This window comes from Pantoea sp. CTOTU50773 (genome assembly GCF_032082325.1).
In the GTDB taxonomy this organism is placed as follows: domain Bacteria; phylum Pseudomonadota; class Gammaproteobacteria; order Enterobacterales; family Enterobacteriaceae; genus Pantoea; species Pantoea communis.
In genome coordinates, this window is sequence record NZ_DAMDQC010000083.1 from 1 (window position 1) to 18,320 (window position 18,320).

Genomic DNA, 18,320 nt, shown 5'->3' on the forward strand with positions numbered 1-18,320 from the left:
TCAACGGCTGGTGCCGTGAGGCGATTTTCAACCTCAAGCTGCCGATGAAAAAGCGTTATGAAGAAGTGACGCAAAATCTGGCCATGATGGATGCGGCATTGAAAGAGAAGGGCGTGAATGCCCAGATTCAGGCGCGCCAGCTGTATCACGATCGGGAAGAAATTACTGTACATGTGCGCCGGCTTTGGGCGGCTGTGGGCGGCCGTCGCGACGAACGCTAAATTTCCCGTCATACTTCGCGCCACAGGTGCGTTGGCTACGTTTATACGCCCCAGTCACATACTGATGTATGTCTCTGGGGACTTAATAAACTTGCCGATCCTGCTTCATACTTTGCACTACAGCGGCGTTGGCTGCGCTTGTTCGCCCCGGTCACATACTGGCGTATGCTCCCGGGGACTCTCGCACTTGCCGCCTTGCTGTAGCACAAATTATTTCGCAGGATCTCTCGGGTTAAGTTCGTCGCAGTGCAATTTTTTGCACCAATCACCAATCACCTATCACCTCTCAAGAGATTCGCGTGTTTATGTGGCAGAGGGCGCTGCACCTGCCATTCACGGCTTATACCGCAACGTATTTAGATTCCCCTGCAGAACCAAATCGCGTTTTAACGTTGAGACCTGGCGGCAAATCTCAGCTATCTGCTGGTGGTCGCGCAATTTCTTTTGCCACTTTTCCGGAACCTGATCGAACTGCTGATAAAGAGCTTCAAGGGTGCCGAACTGCGTGAGTAAATCGCGGGCGCTTTTGGGGCCAATGCCGGTAACGCCGGGGATTTTGCTGCTGCTAATGCCGCACAGTCCCCAGTAATCGGGTAATTGCGCGGGCGTGACGCCAAACTCGTGCTCGATGAAAGGCACGTCCAGCCAGCGTTTCTGGAAATAATCACGGATGCGGATATTCGGCGCTAAAAGCTGGCAATAACCTTTGTCGGTGGAAACGATAGTTGCCTGATGTCCGGCATCGGCCATTTTCACCGCCAGCGTGGCAGCGAGATCGTCAGCTTCATCGAGATCGGCGACCCAGCAACGCACGCCGACTGCCTCGAAGGCCTGCTGGATAACGGGCATCTCCGTCTGCAAATCATCCGGCATCGGTGGGCGGCCCGCTTTGTAATCGGGCAGCAGCTGATGCCGCCAGCCAGGGTGACGATCGTGGCTATCGAATACCGCCACGACGTGCGTCGGTTGCGTGTGGCCTAAAAGCTGATGCAGCGCGGCGACGCAGGCTTCGCGGCAGGGCGTGCCTTGCACCGCATGCAAACGGCGGATCAGGTTTAGAGCATCAATAATCAGAAGATGAAACGACATAATGATAGCGGCAGCCCGCAGGCTGCCTTCCTGGTGGGTTATTTAATGATTTCGTAGCAGGGGATGTAGGCGCTGCCCGGCAGTTTCATACGTTGTTGTGCGACGAAGCCCTGCAGCAGTTCATCCATGCGATGCATGATGTCGGCGTCGCCGTGCAGTTTGTACGGACCTTTTTCACGAATTTCGCGGATGCCCACTTCCTTCACGTTTCCTGCCACGATACCTGAGAAGGCGCGACGCAAATCAGCGGCCAGTTTCTCAGCAGGCTGGTTCGGGAACAGTTTCAGATTGGCCATGTTTTCGTGTGTTGGAACAAACGGCACCTGCAACTCTGGCGCGATGCGGATTGACCAGTTAAAGCTGTAGGCATCGCCAGTTTCGCGGCGATACTCTTTCACCTGCGGCATGGCTTTCTTCATCAGACGCGCCACTTCTGCGGCATCATCAATGATGATCTTGTAGTGCTTACGCGCGGTTTCACCCAGCGTATTAACGATGAAATCATCCAGAACGCGGAAGTAATCGGCGCTCTCTTTCGGGCCGGTCAGAATCAGCGGCAACACCTGATCGCTGTTATGGGGATTCATCAGAATGCCCAGCAGATACAGCAGCTCTTCTGCCGTACCGACGCCGCCTGGGAAAATCACGATGCCATGGGCAATACGCACAAAGGCTTCAAGGCGTTTTTCGATATCCGGCATGATGATCAGTTCATTCACCAGCGGATTCGGTGGCTCAGCCGCGATAATCGACGGTTCGGTCAGACCAATGAAACGGCTGTCATGATAACGCTGCTGGGCATGACCCACCGCGGCGCCTTTCATCGGCGCTTCCATCACGCCTGGCCCGCAGCCAGTGCAGATGTTAAGTTCACGCAGGCCCATTTGCGTACCGACATTGCGGCAATACTGATACTCCACCGCGTTAATCGAGTGACCACCCCAGCACACCACGGTGTTGGGATATTCGCCAATGTGCAGCGCACGCGCGTTACGCAGAATCGAAAACACCTGATTCGTGATGTGAGCGGAATCATCAGCGTTTTTCTGATCGCTGCGCTCAAGCTGGCCATTCACAAACAGAATATCGCGCAACACGGCAAACAGGTTGGCCTGCAATGAGCGGATAATACGGCCATCAACAAAGGCTTCTTCCGGAGGATTAATCAGTTCGAGTTTGACGCCGCGCTCACGGCGCAGCACGTTGATGTCGAAATTTTCAAAACGGGAGAGCAGTTCCTGACTACTGTCGGTCTGGCTGCCGGAGTTGAGCACTGCGAGTGAGCAGTTGCGAAAAAGCTGGTAAAGGTCGCTGCTGGCCGTTTGCTTCAGCATGTCGACTTCCAACTGGGAGAGCAGATCCATTGAGCCAAGCGGGCTGATATGTGTAATCAAGAGAACTCCTTTACACGCAAATGCGTGGCGGGTGACGCTGCGCTTAACTTGCTGAACGCAGTGACGAAAATCCTTCGGGGCGCAGGTTTAGACCTTAGCGCCTTTGACAGAGTAACGTTGTACGCAGTGAATGCTCAAGTGGAACCACGCATCCGTGCTGCGGCCTGCGAGGCGTCTCGCAATCTGTTACTGACGGACCAGGCGGGAAAACCCGGGAGAGAAGGGGACGTTGCTGCGCCACGGATTAATATCCAGTCCTCCACGGCGCGTATAACGTGCATAAACAGTGAGGGCTTCTGGTCGGCAAAAGCGTTGAATGTCGTTGAAAATGCGCTCAACGCACTGTTCATGGAATTCATTGTGCTGACGGAATGAGATCAGGTAACGCAGCAGGGCTTCACGATCGATACGTGGGCCTTTGTAGCGAATCATCACAGAGCCCCAATCGGGCTGATGGGTGATCAGACAGTTGGATTTCAGCAAATGGCTCACCAGCGTTTCTTCCACCACTTCACTGCCCGCAGCCTGCACTAAATAATCGGCGTTAAAAGCATAGTCGTGAATCTCGATATCCTGCTCGTCAATGACATCGCCATTGAAATGGCCGATCGGCTGTCCTTCCACTTCGCCCAGACGGAACAGCGCCACGCTGACCTCGCCATTGGCGCAGGCACGCAAATCGCGCTCGAGTGTCTGGCGCACTTCGCCCCAGTCAGCGAAACGCGTCTGGTTAAAACTGTTAAGATAGAGCTTAAAGCTCTTGGACTCGATCAGGTTTTCGCTGTCCGCGCGCAGTACCACTTCGCCTACCGCCACCTGCGGCACGCCTTTGCTGTTGAGCCAGGAGAGTTCGTACAGCGTCCAGATATCTGCGCCCTGGAACGGCAGATTATCCGGGTAGAGCCCCAGCGGTTCGCGATTCAGGCTGCGCGGCACCGATTGCAGCAGCGTGTTATCGTAGCGATCAACATAAGCCGTGGGCTTACCTAACGTCAGGCCGCTTAACGCCTGATCGCGGTTTTCAGAAGACATATCGGTTACCACTAAATTCCATCAAAGTGGCTAAGTGTAACCGATCACAAGCGAGAAGAAGAATGATGCAGCAAACCGCAGATGCCCTGCGTGAGTTTACCGCCCGTTATGTGCAACATTGGCAGCAGCAGGCTGGACATCTGCCCGCCAGTTCGGATCTGCTGGGTGTGCCATCCCCTTGTATTGTCAGCACGCTGGATGATTGTGTGCTGTGGCAACCACAGCCCTTCACCTTGCCAGCCACGCTGGAAGCCGTCGAGCGGGCACTGGATATTCAGTTGCAATCGGAAATCAGTGCTTTTTACACCTCGCAGTTTGCCGGCGATATGACCGCAGCCTTTCAACAGCAGCCGATAACGTTGTTACAGGTGTGGAGCGAATCAGACTTTACCCGCTTGCAGGAGAATCTGATTGGCCATCTGGTCATGAAGCGCCGGTTAAAACAGAGTCCAACATTATTTATTGCGACTACTGAATCGGAGCAGGATGTGATTGCTCTGTGTAATCTTTCCGGTGAAGTGATTCTGGAACAGCCTGGTAGTAAAAAGCGCCAGGTGCTGGCGGCAAGTATTCAGACATTTCTTAATGATTTACAACCGGTTAAAGCCTGATTAGCAGATTTCACAGGTTAGGTTTGTAAGAGATCTCTCACATCAGGTGTGAGAGATCGCTAGATCATCTTGCAGCCATCCGGAAAACAAAGATGTAAAAATATTGTGAATCATAAGGTTATGGCATCACTCCTAAAATTAGTAGTGTGAGAAATCTATTAACGCGTCTTACTAACTTGTTATTACGATGGTTTCTGACAGAATAGTCACCACTGGCAGGATGCTGGGGATGAAGAGACGTTCAGGAGAATGTCAGCCAGGAGGCAGGAACGTAACGGAGTTTACGGCACATGGAAGGCTTCAGGATGAAGCAGGACACTCAGGATTGAGTCAGGGACACCTCCAGGACGGAGAATGAGAGCCACGTGGATGGTGGTGGGCCAGGATGCTAAGGATAACTGTCACGATGACAGGCAATGGAAAGCAGAGGAAGAGTTGTCATGGATGAGCAGGGAGCACAGCGGTGGCGGGAATGCTGCGAACGAAACCGGGAGCACTGTAATCACAGTGCTCCCTTTTTTTATGCCTTTTTTGCACGTTGAACGACTAATGGTATGCTTGCCGCCCAATTTTTCTCTGGAGGTGGCGTATGTCGTCGCAAATGGTTATTCAACAGCTGCAGCAAATCGAAGCGGTGATGCGCGAACACGGCCACTGGCAGACGCAATCCCCTGAGGTGGCAGCCTTCGCCAGCACCGAGCCTTTTTGTCTCAATACCATGGAGCCGCTGGAGTGGCTGCAGTGGGTACTCATTCCACGTTTCCATGCGCTAATCGAAGCCGGCGCGCCACTGCCGCAAAATTTCTCTGTGACGCCTTATTATGAAGTCGCGTTACCTGCGACCACGCCAGGCCATGCGGTCCTGTTGCTGACATTGGGCCAGTTCGACGCGCTTTTTCAGGATCCGACCCCTTAATGCTGGAAATCCTTTATCAAGATGAATGGCTGGTCGCCGTCAACAAACCGTCCGGCTGGCTGGTGCATCGTAGCTGGCTCGATCGCGACGAAAAAGTGGTGGTGATGCAAACGGTACGCGATCAAATTGGTCAGCACGTATTTACTGTGCATCGCCTCGATCGCCCCACCTCCGGCGTACTGTTAATGGCGCTCTCCAGCGAAGTGGCGCATCTACTGTCACAGCAGTTCGAGCAGCATAAAATGCAGAAGACCTATCACGCAGTGGTGCGCGGTTGGCTGGATGGCAGCGCGACGCTCGATTATCCGTTGGTCGAAGAGCTGGATAAGATTGCCGATAAGTTCGCCACTCAGGAACGTACCGCGCAGCCTGCCGTCACCGACTATCGCTCACTGGCGCAGGTAGAGATGCCCGTGGCGATCAGTCGCTACAACAGCGCGCGTTATACCCTGGTGGAGATGTCGCCGCACACCGGCCGTAAACATCAGCTTCGCCGCCATATGGTGCATCTGCGCCACCCGATTATTGGCGATAGCGCCCATGGTGATTTGCGGCAGAATCGGGGGGCAGCAGAGCACTTTGGTATGAATCGATTGATGCTGCATGCCAGTGCGCTGAGTCTGACGCATCCGGTCACCGGAGAACCTCTGGTGATTCGCGCCGGGCTCGATCGCGTCTGGCAAGGCATGCTGGAACATTTTGGCTGGCAGCATCAGATCCCTGAGGTTCCCAGGGTTGAGTTTGCCGACGAGGCAGTCCAGGATAAGCCAACAGAATAAAGGAGCGGCAAGATGGCAAAGATTGGCATTTTTACAGGTACGGTTTACGGCAATGCATTGCTGGTGGCGGAAGAAGCGCAGCCGGTACTGGAAGCGCAGGGCCACGAAGTGAAAGTTTTTGAGGATGCGTCACTGGCGGATTGGCAGGCTTACAGCAAGGAGGTCATTCTGATTGTCACCTCCACCACCGGCCAGGGCGACTTCCCGGACAATATTGCCCGCTTGTATGTGCAGATACGCGATGAAGTGGGTTATCAACCAGAGCTTCGCTACGGCGTGATTGCACTGGGTGATAGCAGCTATGAGAACTTCTGCGGCGCGGGTAAAACTTTTGATGCCACCTTGCAGGAGCAAAGTGCCAAACGCATCGGTGATGTGCTGCTGGTGGATGCCACTGAAGATCCTGAGCCTGAGTCAGTGACCACGCCTTGGGTTGAGAGCTGGGGTAAGCTGCTGTAATTCTGCCTTCGCTTCGTCTTTGGCAAGCGGCAATCTGAACGGCCTGAAAATAAGATGATGATGTTTCAGGCGCGCCAGATTGCATCCTCTCCCTTGTTGGGAGAGGGTGAGATCGCACTCAGGTCACCGGAGCCGGATTAAACACCGCCAGCTGATTGCGAATGCCCCAGCGATCGGACCAGGTTTGTTTGCGACCACTGGCAATCTCCAGTATCAACTCAAACAACCGCCAGCCCACCTGCTCAATACTCTCTTCACCTGTCGCAATGGTGCCCGCATTGATATCCATCAAATCGTGCCAGCGCTCCGCCAGCGCATTACGCGTCGCCATCTTAATCACCGGTATCGCAGCCAAACCGTAGGGCGTGCCACGACCGGTGGTGAACACCTGCAAGGTAATGCCCGAGGCCATCTGTTGGGTGCCGCAGACAAAATCACTGGCCGGTGTCGCTGCATAGATCAAACCGCGCTTTGTTGGGCGCTGCCCTGGTGACAGCACTTCTACAATCGGACTGCGTCCTGATTTGGCAATCGATCCCAGCGCTTTCTCCACCACGTTCGCCAGCCCGCCTTTCTTATTACCCGGCGAGGGATTGGCGCTGCGGTCGGTTTGGCCCTGGCTAAGATAATCGTCATACCACGCCATCTCTTCCAGTAGGCGTTTACCCACATTTTCATCGACCACGCGCGGCGTCAGCAGATGTATTGCATCGCGTACTTCGGTGACCTCGGAGAACATCACGGTGGCGCCGCAGCGCACCAGCAAATCAGAAGCAAAGCCGACTGCCGGATTGGCCGTCACGCCGGAAAATGCATCGCTGCCGCCGCACTGCGTGCCAATCACCAGTTCTGATGCCGGGCAGGTCTCGCGCTGGCGCAAATTCAGTTTTTTCAGATGGCGTTCGGCGACCTGAAGGATCTCATCCACCATCGCGCCGAAACCAACATGCCGTTCATCCTGCAAACGCACAATGTCATGATCATCCAGCGAGATGGCCTGCACATCCGGCGTGCCGGTCAGCAGACGCTCCGGCTGTAATTTCTCGCAGCCGAGACTGACAATCATCACTTCGCCCCCAAAATTGGGGTTGAGCGCGAGGTTATGGATAGTGCGGATCGGCACCACCGCAGCGGGCGCATTGATCGCCACACCACAGCCATAAAGATGATTCAGTGCTACTACACCATCAACGTTGGGATAGCGTGGCAGCAGATCGCGCTCGATCATTTGCACCACGTAATCCACGACGCCAGCGACACAGTGCACGCTGGTGGTGATACCGAGCAGATTGCGTGTTCCTACGCTGCCATCGGCGTTGCGATAACCCTCAAAGGTGTATCCTTCGAGCGGTGGCAGAGTGGGGGGCACATTGTTCGCCAGTGGCAAACTGTTGAGCGGAGGCGCTTCGGGTAGCGCCACCAGCGATTCTTCAATCCAGCTCCCTTGCGCAATCGGGCGCAAGGCGGTGCCAATCACTTCGCCGTAGCGCAGGATGACGCCGTTTTGAGGAATGTCCACCAGCGCCACTTTATGTCCTTGCGGCACGTGTTCGGTGAGCTGCAGGCCATCCTCAAAGCGGGTACCCGCAGGCAAACCCTGATTATTCACCACGATCGCCACGTTGTCGGCGTCGTGTACTTTTATATAAAGCGGTTTCTCTGTTAGCGGTCGGTTCATTGCTCACCTTCCAGTTCGTCGCGCTGTACATGGCAGCGCGTTGTAAATGCTTCCGTCACGTCATCATTTTTTGCCAGCCTCAGTATATGCAGGGGTATTGGCCTGCGCATTGTGCAACTGACTGGCTTTTTGGGGTTTTATTACCTGAGTTTGGTTCGTTTATCCAAATACAAGTGAACAGACTCACAAAGCGCACGTTGGCTGGCTGCTTCTTAATCAATCTATGGGTGAAAAATCAGGTTCCGTGAGCTAAGCCGCAGGGATATGTGCAATTGCCATAAAATCAGCATGAATCAATGTTCATCATCATGCGTTCTTCCAATGCCTCGTGGTTGGGCTGTTCCTATACTGATTATCGTTCTTCAACGTTTGGTTATTCGTCACGACGCATCATCGTTTTGCCATAACAACAATCGCCGTGTTTAACCCGACATCATTCTGATACCCAACGCGATGTGTATGCAGTCAGAGTGAATGTAGCGTTCGCTATATTTCAGGAGTGCATCATGAATAGTTTCAGCCAGACAGCGGAAGCGGTGCAAAAACGCACCAACGCCCGTTACTGGATTGTGGTGATGTTATTTATCGTCACATCATTCAACTACGGTGACCGTGCAACCATCTCGATTGCCGGTTCCGCGATGTCTAAAGATATCGGCCTTGATTCGGTCGGTCTGGGATATATCTTCTCCGCCTTCTCATGGGCTTACGTTATTGGACAAATACCTGGCGGCTGGCTGCTTGACCGCTTTGGCTCAAAACGCGTTTACTTCTGGAGTATTTTCCTCTGGTCGCTGTTTACCTTGCTGCAGGGCTTTGTCGATCTGTTCAGCGGCTTCGGCATCGTCGTTTCACTGTTTCTGTTGCGCTTTATGGTCGGCCTGGCAGAAGCGCCTTCCTTCCCAGGTAACAGCCGTATTGTTGCGGCCTGGTTCCCGGCACAGGAGCGCGGCACCGCCGTCGCCATTTTCAACTCGGCGCAGTATTTCGCCACGGTGATCTTCGCCCCGATTATGGGCTGGCTGGTGGCCGAAGTGGGCTGGGCGCACGTGTTCTGGTTCATGGGCGGACTGGGCATCATCCTCAGCTTCGTCTGGCTCAAGTTCATGCACGATCCGAACAACCATCCGGGTGTGAACAAAGCTGAGCTGGAGTACATGGAGCAGGGCGGCGCGTTGATCAACATGGATGCCAAAAAAGCCGACCGCAAAGTGAGCTGGGATGAGAAGTGGTATCAAATCAAACAGCTGCTTTCGACCCGCATGATGTGGGGTATCTATCTCGGACAATATTGCGTTAACGCGCTGACCTACTTCTTTATTACCTGGTTCCCGGTGTATCTGGTGCAGGCGCGCGGCATGTCGATTCTTAAAGCGGGCATGATCGCCTCGATTCCGGCCATCTGTGGCTTCCTCGGTGGTGTGTTAGGTGGCGTGATTTCCGATTACCTGATGCGCAAAACTGGTTCGCTGAACGTTGCACGTAAGACCCCCATCGTGGTTGGCATGCTGCTCTCTATCAGCATGGTGATGTGTAACTACACCGAAACTGAGTGGGTAGTGGTGCTGTTTATGGCGCTGGCGTTCTTCGGCAAAGGTATTGGTGCGCTGGGCTGGGCAGTGATGGCGGATACCGCACCGAAAGAGATCAGTGGATTGAGCGGTGGCTTGTTCAACATGTTCGGCAACTTCTCCGGCATCGTGACGCCGATTGCTATCGGTTACATCATCGCCGCTTCTGGCTCTTTCGAAGGAGCGCTGATTTATGTCGGGATCCACGCCTTCGTCGCTGCGTTTAGCTTCCTGTTCATCACGGGTGATATCAAACGTATTGAACTGAAACACCGAGCATAAGGACGAACTATGAATACGCAAAGTAGCCCGGTGATCACCGATATGCAGGTGATTCCGGTTGCCGGTTACGACAGCATGTTGCTGAACATTGGTGGAGCGCACAGCGCCTGCTTCACCCGCAACATTGTGGTACTGACCGACAGTGATGGTCATACCGGCGTCGGTGAAGCGCCGGGTGGCGAAACGATCTGTCAAACGCTGGTGGAGGCGATTCCACAGGTCAAAGGCCAGCAGGTGGCGCGCATGAACCGCCTGGTGCAGCAGGTGCACAAAGGTAATCAGTCAGCGGATTTCGATACCTTCGGTAAAGGGGCCTGGACCTTCGAACTGCGTGTCAATGCGGTGGCGGCGCTGGAAGCGGCACTGCTGGATTTGCTGGGTCAATGTCTGGGCGTACCGGTAGCCGAGTTGCTCGGTCCGGGACAACAGCGCGATGAAGTCACCGTGCTCGGTTATCTGTTCTATCTCGGCGATCGTCGCAAAACCGATTTACCGTATCTGACGGGCGAAGGTGCCAGCCATGACTGGTATCACCTGCGTCATCAGGAAGCACTGACGCCAGATGCGGTGGTGCGCCTGGCGGAAGCGGCACAGGACAAATACGGTTTCAAAGATTTCAAATTGAAAGGCGGCGTATTGCCGGGCGAGCAGGAGATGGAATCCGCGGCCGCGCTGAAAAAGCGTTTCCCGGATGCGCGTATCACCGTCGATCCCAATGGTGCCTGGACGCTTGATGAAGCCATCCGTCTGTGCAAAGGCATGGGCGAGGTGCTGACCTATGCTGAAGATCCGTGCGGGGCCGAACAGGGCTATTCCGGCCGCGAAGTGATGGCGGAGTTCCGCCGTGCCACCGGCTTGCCGGTCGCCACCAATATGATTGCCACCAACTGGCGCGAGATGAATCACGCGGTGATGCTCAACTCAGTCGATATCCCGCTGGCCGATCCGCACTTCTGGACGCTGAGCGGTGCGGTGCGCGTGGCGCAACTGTGCGACGACTGGGGCTTAACCTGGGGTTGCCACTCTAACAACCACTTCGATATTTCGCTGGCGATGTTTACCCACGTTGGCGCTGCCGCACCGGGCAAACCGACGGCTATCGATACCCACTGGATTTGGCAGGAAGGCGATCAGCGCCTCACCAAAGAGCCGCTGCAAATCCGCAACGGCAAGATTGCCGTACCGGATAAGCCCGGCCTCGGCGTCGAGTTGGATTGGGATCGTCTGCATCAAGCCAATGCCCTCTACAAATCTCTGCCGGCAGGTGCGCGTAACGACGCCACGGCGATGCAGTATCTGGTTCCCGGTTGGTCATTCGACCGTAAGCGTCCGGCCTTCGGTCGCCGTCATGCATAAGGAGCAGGAAATGAGTCAGACACCAAAAATCACATCGCTGCAGGTCATTCCGGTGGCCGGTCACGACAGCATGTTGCTGAATCTGAGCGGCGCCCATTCACCGTTCTTCACCCGTAACATCGTCATTATCAAGGATAACGCGGGCCACACCGGCGTGGGTGAAATTCCCGGCGGTGAGAAAATTCGTCAGACGCTGGAAGATGCGGCGGCGCTGGTGGTGCAGAAGACCGTGGGTGAGTACAAAAACATCCTTAACCTGGTTCGCAGTACTTTTGCCGACCGCGATTCCAGCGGACGCGGCAATCAGACCTTCGACCTGCGTACCACCATCCATGTGGTGACTGGCATTGAAGCGGCGCTGCTGGATCTGCTCGGTCAGCACCTGGGCGTCAACGTTGCCTCGCTGCTCGGCGATGGCCAACAGCGTGACCGCGTGGAGATGCTGGGTTACCTGTTCTACGTCGGTGACCGCAAGAAAACCTCGCTGCCTTATCAGAGCCAGGAAACAGACAAGTGCGACTGGTATCGCCTGCGTCATGAAGAGGCACTGACGCCGGATACCGTGGTGCGACTGGCGGAAGCTGCCTATGAAAAATATGGCTTCAACGATTTCAAACTGAAAGGCGGCGTGCTGCGCGGTGGCGAAGAGGCCGAAGCGGTCACGGCACTGGCGAAACGCTTCCCGCAGGCGCGCGTCACTCTCGATCCCAACGGTGCCTGGTCGTTGAACGAGGCGATTCTGCTCGGTAAACAACTCAAAGGCGTGCTGGCCTACGCAGAAGATCCATGCGGGGCCGAGCAGGGCTACTCTGGCCGCGAAGTGATGGCGGAATTCCGTCGCGCAACCGGTTTGCCGACCGCCACCAACATGATCGCCACCGACTGGCGCCAAATGGGCCACACGCTGTCGCTGCAATCGGTGGATATCCCGCTGGCGGATCCACACTTCTGGACCATGCAAGGTTCAGTGCGCGTGGCGCAGATGTGTCATGACTTCGGCCTGACCTGGGGTTCGCACTCTAACAACCACTTCGATATTTCGCTGGCGATGTTCACCCACGTGGCCGCTGCCGCGCCGGGCGCGATTACCGCCATCGATACTCACTGGATCTGGCAGGAGGGCAATCAGCGCCTGACCAAAGAGCCGTTCCAGATCAAGGGCGGCATGGTACAGGTACCGCAAAAACCGGGTCTTGGTGTCGAGCTGGATATGGATCAGGTCATGCAGGCCAATGCGCTGTATCAGAAACACGGTTTGGGCGCGCGCGACGATGCGCAGGCGATGCAGTACCTCGTGCCGAACTGGACCTTCGATAACAAGCGTCCGTGCCTGGTGCGCTAATGTTTCCGGCGCCCCGTGCGGGCGCCTGTTGTAACAGACAGGAGTAAAGACAATGAGCAATGCCTGGCCGAACCACTTTCGTCGCCGTTTGCAGGCAGGGGAAACCCTGATTGGTAGCTGGTGCGCACTTGCCAGCCCGATTTCCACCGAAGTTCTGGGTCTGGCGGGTTTTGACTGGCTGGTGCTGGATGGCGAACACGCGCCCAACGACATCACCACCTTTATCCCGCAGTTGATGGCGCTGAAGGGCAGCCACAGTGCGCCGGTGGTGCGTCCGCCGTGCAACGAACCCATCATCATCAAACGCCTGCTGGATATCGGTTTCTACAACTTCCTGGTGCCGTTTGTGGAGACCGAGGAAGAGGCGATTCGCGCCGTGGCGTCAACGCGTTATCCGCCAGCGGGCATTCGCGGCGTGTCGGTTTCGCATCGCAGCAATATGTACGGCACGCTGCCGGATTACAACGCCACCATCAATGACAACATCACAGTGCTGGTGCAGATCGAAACGCAGCAGGCGGTGGATAACATCGATGCGATTGCTGCCGTTGACGGCGTGGATGGCATTTTTGTCGGACCGGGCGATCTCTCGGCGGCGATGGGCTATCTCGGTCAGCCTGCACATCCTGAAGTGCTGAAAGTAATCAAACACATCTTTGAACGTGCCAAAGCGGCGGGCAAGCCAAGCGGCATTCTGGCGCCGGTGGAAGCCGACGCGCGCCGTTATCTCGAATGGGGCGCCACATTCGTTGCCGTGGGCAGCGATCTCGGTGTTTTCCGCAACGCCACGCAGGCGCTGTGTGACAAATTTAAGAAATAACTGACGAAGAGGAAAGGCAATGAAAATTGGATTTATCGGCCTCGGTATTATGGGCAAACCGATGAGTAAAAACCTGGTGAAAGCCGGTTATTCACTGGTGGTACGTGACCACAACGTCAGCAATGAAGCCGAGCTGGTGGAGCTGGGCGCTACCGTGGCGAAAACGCCAAAAGAGGTCGCCGAACAGGTTGATGTGGTGATCACCATGGTGCCGAACTCACCGCAGGTGAAAGAGGTTTGCCTCGGCGCCAACGGGATTATCGAAGGTGCGAAGCCAGGACTGATTGTGATCGACATGAGTTCGATTGCGCCGCTGGCCAGCCGTGAAGTGCACGATGCGCTGGCAGAAAAAGGCATCAAGATGCTGGATGCGCCGGTCAGCGGCGGCGAGCCAAAAGCGATTGAGGGCACGCTGTCTGTGATGGTTGGCGGCGATAAAGCGGTATTCGACCAGTGCTATGACATCATGAAAGCCATGGCCGGTTCGGTGGTGCACACCGGCGATATCGGTGCAGGTAACGTCACTAAGTTGGCAAACCAGGTGATTGTGGCGCTGAACATCGCGGCGATGTCCGAAGCGCTGTCGCTGGCAACCAAAGCCGGTGTGAACCCAGAACTGGTTTATCAGGCGATTCGTGGTGGGCTGGCAGGCAGCACGGTACTCGATGCCAAAGCGCCGATGGTGCTCGATCGTAACTTCAAGCCAGGCTTCCGCATCGATCTGCACATCAAGGATTTAGCGAATGCGCTGGACACTTCACACGGCATTGGCGCGCATCTGCCGCTGACGGCTGCGGTGATGGAAATGATGCAAGCGCTGAAAGTCGACGGCAAGGGCACATCTGACCATAGTGCGCTGGCTTGCTATTATGAAAAATTAGCTCAGGTCGAGATCACCCGGTAGTTTGCCTGTCCGGTGTTTGCGGATGCCGGACAGCTTACTGCATTAGCAGGACGGAACTCCGTCATCCATCGCGCTCGGATTGCCTATGAAAATTGTCATCGCACCGGATTCATATAAAGAGAGTTTGTCCGCCCTGGAAGTGGCTGCGGCGATTGAAGCGGGATTTAGCGAAATTTTTCCCGACGCCGAATACGTGAAAATACCGGTCGCCGACGGTGGCGAAGGCACGGTAGAAGCCATGGTGGCGGCGACGCATGGAAGTATTGTCAGATTAACGGTGACCGGACCGCTCGGCGCGCCGGTTGAGGCATTTTATGGATTATCGGGTGATGAGCGCAGCGCCTTTATTGAAATGGCGGCAGCCAGCGGCCTGGAATTGGTGCCGGCCGCGCAGCGTGACCCGTTGATCACCAACTCTTATGGCACTGGCGAGCTGATTAAAAACGCGCTCGATCGCGGTGTTGACCACATCATTATTGGCATTGGCGGCAGCGCCACCAACGATGGGGGATCCGGCATGATGCAGGCGCTGGGCGCTCGCTTGCTGGACCAGCAGGGCAATGAGATTGCCTTTGGCGGCGGCGCACTGCCGCAGCTGGCGCGGATTGAAATCGATCAGCTGGATAAACGTATTCAGCAGTGCCGCATTGAAGTGGCCTGCGATGTCACTAATCCCCTGACCGGTGAAGAGGGGGCTTCGGCGATTTTTGGTCCTCAAAAAGGGGCCACGCCGGAACTGGTGCAGCAGCTGGATAAAGCGCTGGCGCATTACGCTGAGATTATCCATCGCGATTTAGACATTGATGTGCTGCACATTGCGGGCGGCGGTGCGGCGGGGGGCATGGGCGCGGCACTGCATGCGTTTTGCCAGGCCGAGCTACGTCGCGGTATTGAGATCGTCACGGAAGCCCTTGCGTTAGCGGATCAGGTGCAGGATGCCGATCTGGTGATTACCGGCGAAGGGCGTATTGATAGCCAGACCATTAACGGCAAAGTGCCGATTGGTGTGGCGAAGGTGGCAAAGCAGTTTAACAAACCGGTGATTGGCATTGCGGGCAGTTTAACCGCAGATGTTGGCGTGGTGCATCAGCACGGGCTGGATGCGGTATTCAGCGTGTTGTTTAGCATTGGCTCACTGGAGGATGCGTTAGCCAATGCGGCGCAGAATGTGCGACTGACCGCGCGCAATGTGGCGGCAACAATCAAGGTGGGGCAGGCCTTATAGATGCGGCTAATCGCGCGCAATGTCGTGGCAGCGAACAATGTGGGGCAGGCCTTACAGGCGCGCCCCTCTCATCCTAACCCTCTCCCGTTATCGGGCGAGGGGACCGTTGGTGGCGATGATTGAGACGACGAGTCATTCTTTAACCATGCTCGATTAGCGCTCTCTTGTGCTTAAGAGAGGGCATGAAACGTTCCGTTATCCCACGCCCAACACTTTCCTGGCCTCACGCGCCACGTTCGCCATCTCATCACTCAACTCCAGCAATTCCGGCTCCAGCGCTTCGATATCACTCTCCTGATGCAGGCTCTTTTCCAGCTGCTGACACAGCTGTTTCAGTCTGGGCACGCCGCTGTAGCTGGCACTGCCGTGCAGCTTATGGATGATCTCGCGTAGGCCATTAACATCGTTACTGGCCATGGAACCCTCCACGCGAGCTTCCACCTCCGGCAGGAAATCCAGCAGCATCTGCAGCAGATCGCGCGCCAGATCCGGTTTGTTGGCGGCCTGACGCAGTGCCAGCGCCCAGTCGAGCGATGGCGCAACATCCGGCAGTAGTGTGGGTGCCGCCGTGGGGTTCGGGGCATAGCGCTGCAACAGCTGGCTCAGTTTGCCTTCGTCTATCGGCTTCGCCAGATAATCATTCATCCCGGCGCCAATCAGCTGCTGGCGCTCGCCATCCAGCGCATGCGCGGTCACCGCGACAATCGGGGTATTGGCATGCAGCGGCAGGCTACGGATAATTTCACTGGCGCGAATGCCATCGATATCCGGCATCTGGATATCCATCAAAATCACATCCAGCTTGTGTAAACGCGCCTGGCGGATAGCCTGTTCCGCGTTGTCGCACAGAATGATGTGCTGAACCTGCTCCTCCAGCAGCGCACCGATTAACTTCAGATTGGCAGGATTGTCATCCACCGCCATCACCGTCAGCGGCTGGCGGGTACTGTGCGGTAAGGCATCGTTATGCAAACTGTGCAAATCCAGCAGCATCGGCAACAAGCGCGTCAGTGAGACGGGTTTGGCGATACAGCCGGCGATGCCTCGTGCGCGCAAATCGTCGGCGAACAGCATCATCTCGCTGGGCAGCGCCAGCAGTACCGAATCGGCATGGGCGCGCAGCCGTTGAATTAAAGCATCCGGCAGCGTGGCGGGGTGAGGATCGTTCACCGGCAATCCCATCAACAACAGCGGGAAGCGGGTATCCGGCAGCGCTTCCAGTGAAGTGAAATGCTGAACCTGCAGCGGCGTGATGCTAAGCATCTCCTGCACCGCTTTCGCCACCGCCGCATGGGGTTCGATATAGGCTAACGGGATGGCGCGCAGATCTTCCAGCATACGCGGAATGGGCGGCGCGTTGGGATTGAGATCGAGATGAACGTGCACCCAGAAAGTGGATCCCTGATTCTGACGGCTGTGGAACGCGATCTCTCCGCCCATCTCCGACACCAGTTTTTGCGTGATCACCAGACCCAAACCAGTGCCGCCGTGGCGGCGGGAAATACTCGCATCGGCCTGACGAAACGCCTGGAACAGCTGTGACTGTTGCTGCTCAGAAATGCCAATGCCGGTGTCGTGTACCTGAATTTCCAGTTCAACGCGCGTGGTGCTCAGGCTACGCAGCTCAACACGCAAATCGATGTGCCCCTGCTCAGTAAACTTAATGGCATTACCAATCAGGTTAATCATGATCTGCTGTAAACGTAGCGGGTCGCCAATCACATTATCCGGCACCTGTTTTTCCAGACAAACGGTGATCTCGAGTCCTTTGTCATGTGCCGAAGGTGCCAGCAGCACCAGCGTTTCATCCAGCGTGGCGCGCAGCGGGAAGGGGATCGATTCCAGCACCAGTTTGCCGGCTTCGAGCTTTGAGAAATCCAGCACATCGTTGATGATGCTCAGCAGGTTATTGGCCGAGCGTTCAATGGTGCTCATATAATCGCGTTGGTTGGTGCTCAGTCCGGTTTTCAGCATCTGACGGGTAAAGCCAATCACTCCGTTGAGCGGTGTTCGTAACTCATGCGACATATTGGCGAGAAATTCTGATTTAATACGCGCCGCTTCCTGCGCGCGCTTCTTCGCCAAATCCAGCTCGACGTTTTGAATCTCTAGCTGCTCCAGGGTTTCACGCAGATCGTAGGTGGCCTGATCGATATTCTGCTGCATCTCTTCGTGATAAGCGGTGAGCGACATCGCCATGGCATTGATGCCGTTTTTCAGGATGCTCAGTTCTCCCATCATGTAGCCATCAACGCGGCTGTCGAGTTGGCCGCGACGAATGCGGTCCACGGTGGAAACCATGTTACGAATTGGCCCGGTGACGTCGCGCATCAGACGATAGGCAAACAGCATGGCGATGCACAAACAAAACAGTAAGAGCAAAGTGGCCACAAACACCTCTTTGTACTGCTCCAGCCGCACAGATTGCAGATCGAGTTTAATAGCCACATACCCCAACGGATTACCCGCCGGTTTGGCATCTTCTCCGGGCAGTTCGTCTACGGAATAGCGTTCGGAGATAATCGGGGTTCGCAGCACCATCAAATTGCCGTGGCGCTCGACGGAGACACCATCTTCCAGCGTCGAGATGTCTTCTTTCTGCAACAACGCCAGATTTTGGTTGTTGTTCGAAGTGACGTAG

The 18,320-nt window shown here is 55.7% G+C and carries 15 protein-coding genes and 1 pseudogene; 11 read left to right on the top strand and 5 right to left on the bottom strand.

Translation table 11 applies throughout. The annotated features are described in order from the left end of the window. Positions 1–221 (top strand): annotated as a pseudogene (locus tag RT340_RS14090) (23S rRNA (cytidine(2498)-2'-O)-methyltransferase RlmM); the annotation flags it as partial. Positions 222–554: 333 nt separating this feature from the next. Here the strand turns inward: RT340_RS14090 and xni are convergent. The 3 genes from xni to queF all read right to left on the bottom strand — a co-directional run bounded on the left by xni (position 555) and on the right by queF (position 3,736). Continuing rightward, a complete protein-coding gene (gene xni / locus RT340_RS14095; RefSeq protein ID WP_058961520.1) occupies positions 555–1,310 on the bottom strand; it encodes a flap endonuclease Xni in 756 nt (251 codons plus the stop codon). Positions 1,311–1,348: 38 nt separating this feature from the next. Continuing rightward, positions 1,349–2,704, bottom strand: coding sequence for a nucleotide 5'-monophosphate nucleosidase PpnN (gene ppnN, locus RT340_RS14100; protein WP_034823077.1), 1,356 nt, complete (start codon positions 2,702–2,704; stop codon positions 1,349–1,351). A gap of 186 nt (positions 2,705–2,890) precedes the next feature. After that, the gene (gene queF / locus RT340_RS14105; RefSeq protein WP_160833100.1) at positions 2,891–3,736 is read right to left on the bottom strand and encodes an NADPH-dependent 7-cyano-7-deazaguanine reductase QueF; all 846 of its coding nucleotides are present in this window, start codon (positions 3,734–3,736) and stop codon (positions 2,891–2,893) included. Between the two features lie 62 nt (positions 3,737–3,798). Here queF and syd point away from each other — a divergent pair, with 62 nt between their 5' ends. The 4 genes from syd (at position 3,799) to RT340_RS14125 (ending at position 6,501) form a co-directional block, all read left to right on the top strand. Further along, positions 3,799–4,347 (top strand): SecY-interacting protein, encoded by a 549-nt coding sequence (syd, locus tag RT340_RS14110; protein ID WP_211729270.1) that lies wholly within the window; start codon positions 3,799–3,801, stop codon positions 4,345–4,347. Positions 4,348–4,936: 589 nt separating this feature from the next. Then, entirely contained in the window at positions 4,937–5,263 is a 327-nt protein-coding gene (locus RT340_RS14115; protein ID WP_097117977.1) for a YqcC family protein, read from the top strand. Further along, a complete protein-coding gene (truC, locus tag RT340_RS14120; RefSeq protein ID WP_211729269.1) occupies positions 5,263–6,042 on the top strand; it encodes a tRNA pseudouridine(65) synthase TruC in 780 nt (259 codons plus the stop codon). The genes RT340_RS14115 and truC overlap by 1 nt, the downstream gene beginning before the upstream one ends. A gap of 12 nt (positions 6,043–6,054) precedes the next feature. Further along, positions 6,055–6,501: a flavodoxin gene (locus RT340_RS14125; RefSeq protein ID WP_034823070.1), complete on the top strand. Its 447-nt coding sequence runs from the start codon at positions 6,055–6,057 to the stop codon at positions 6,499–6,501. 118 nt (positions 6,502–6,619) lie between these two features. On the opposite strand, the gene garD is transcribed toward RT340_RS14125, so the two are convergent. Then, on the bottom strand, positions 6,620–8,179 hold the full coding sequence (gene garD, locus RT340_RS14130; RefSeq protein WP_211729268.1) for a galactarate dehydratase: 1,560 nt from the start codon (positions 8,177–8,179) through the stop codon (positions 6,620–6,622). A 506-nt stretch (positions 8,180–8,685) separates the two neighbouring features. On the opposite strand from garD, the gene RT340_RS14135 reads away from it, so the two are divergent. The 6 genes from RT340_RS14135 (at position 8,686) to RT340_RS14160 (ending at position 15,679) form a co-directional block, all read left to right on the top strand. After that, positions 8,686–10,032, top strand: a complete 1,347-nt coding sequence (locus tag RT340_RS14135; RefSeq protein ID WP_058961512.1) for an MFS transporter — start codon at positions 8,686–8,688, stop codon at positions 10,030–10,032. 9 nt (positions 10,033–10,041) lie between these two features. Beyond that, positions 10,042–11,388, top strand: a complete 1,347-nt coding sequence (locus tag RT340_RS14140) for an enolase C-terminal domain-like protein (protein ID WP_097117973.1) — start codon at positions 10,042–10,044, stop codon at positions 11,386–11,388. 10 nt (positions 11,389–11,398) lie between these two features. Beyond that, positions 11,399–12,730, top strand: a complete 1,332-nt coding sequence (gudD, locus tag RT340_RS14145; protein ID WP_058961510.1) for a glucarate dehydratase — start codon at positions 11,399–11,401, stop codon at positions 12,728–12,730. 52 nt (positions 12,731–12,782) lie between these two features. Further along, positions 12,783–13,550, top strand: coding sequence for a 2-dehydro-3-deoxyglucarate aldolase (gene garL, locus RT340_RS14150; protein WP_097117971.1), 768 nt, complete (start codon positions 12,783–12,785; stop codon positions 13,548–13,550). 19 nt (positions 13,551–13,569) lie between these two features. Beyond that, the gene (gene garR, locus RT340_RS14155; protein WP_034823058.1) at positions 13,570–14,454 is read left to right on the top strand and encodes a 2-hydroxy-3-oxopropionate reductase; all 885 of its coding nucleotides are present in this window, start codon (positions 13,570–13,572) and stop codon (positions 14,452–14,454) included. 85 nt (positions 14,455–14,539) lie between these two features. Further along, positions 14,540–15,679 carry a glycerate kinase gene (locus RT340_RS14160; RefSeq protein ID WP_211729267.1) on the top strand — a complete coding sequence of 380 codons (1,140 nt, stop codon included), beginning with the start codon at positions 14,540–14,542 and terminating at the stop codon, positions 15,677–15,679. Positions 15,680–15,874: 195 nt separating this feature from the next. Here the strand turns inward: RT340_RS14160 and barA are convergent. After that, the coding region (barA, locus tag RT340_RS14165; protein ID WP_313376628.1) for a two-component sensor histidine kinase BarA at positions 15,875–18,320 on the bottom strand (2,446 nt) is incomplete at its 5' end.

Excerpts from the sequence above, each read along its gene's own strand:
- RT340_RS14135 (WP_058961512.1), top strand. The coding sequence starts at position 8,686 with ATGAATAGTTTCAGCCAGACAGCGGAAGCGGTGCAAAAACGCACCAAC.
- garR (WP_034823058.1), top strand. The coding sequence starts at position 13,570 with ATGAAAATTGGATTTATCGGCCTCGGTATTATGGGCAAACCGATGAGT.
- queF (WP_160833100.1), bottom strand. The coding sequence starts at position 3,736 with ATGTCTTCTGAAAACCGCGATCAGGCGTTAAGCGGCCTGACGTTAGGT.
- truC (WP_211729269.1), top strand. The coding sequence starts at position 5,263 with ATGCTGGAAATCCTTTATCAAGATGAATGGCTGGTCGCCGTCAACAAA.
- xni (WP_058961520.1), bottom strand. The coding sequence starts at position 1,310 with ATGTCGTTTCATCTTCTGATTATTGATGCTCTAAACCTGATCCGCCGT.
- RT340_RS14125 (WP_034823070.1), top strand. The coding sequence starts at position 6,055 with ATGGCAAAGATTGGCATTTTTACAGGTACGGTTTACGGCAATGCATTG.
- gudD (WP_058961510.1), top strand. The coding sequence starts at position 11,399 with ATGAGTCAGACACCAAAAATCACATCGCTGCAGGTCATTCCGGTGGCC.
- syd (WP_211729270.1), top strand. The coding sequence starts at position 3,799 with ATGATGCAGCAAACCGCAGATGCCCTGCGTGAGTTTACCGCCCGTTAT.
- RT340_RS14140 (WP_097117973.1), top strand. The coding sequence starts at position 10,042 with ATGAATACGCAAAGTAGCCCGGTGATCACCGATATGCAGGTGATTCCG.
- RT340_RS14160 (WP_211729267.1), top strand. The coding sequence starts at position 14,540 with ATGAAAATTGTCATCGCACCGGATTCATATAAAGAGAGTTTGTCCGCC.
- RT340_RS14115 (WP_097117977.1), top strand. The coding sequence starts at position 4,937 with ATGTCGTCGCAAATGGTTATTCAACAGCTGCAGCAAATCGAAGCGGTG.
- garL (WP_097117971.1), top strand. The coding sequence starts at position 12,783 with ATGAGCAATGCCTGGCCGAACCACTTTCGTCGCCGTTTGCAGGCAGGG.
- garD (WP_211729268.1), bottom strand. The coding sequence starts at position 8,179 with ATGAACCGACCGCTAACAGAGAAACCGCTTTATATAAAAGTACACGAC.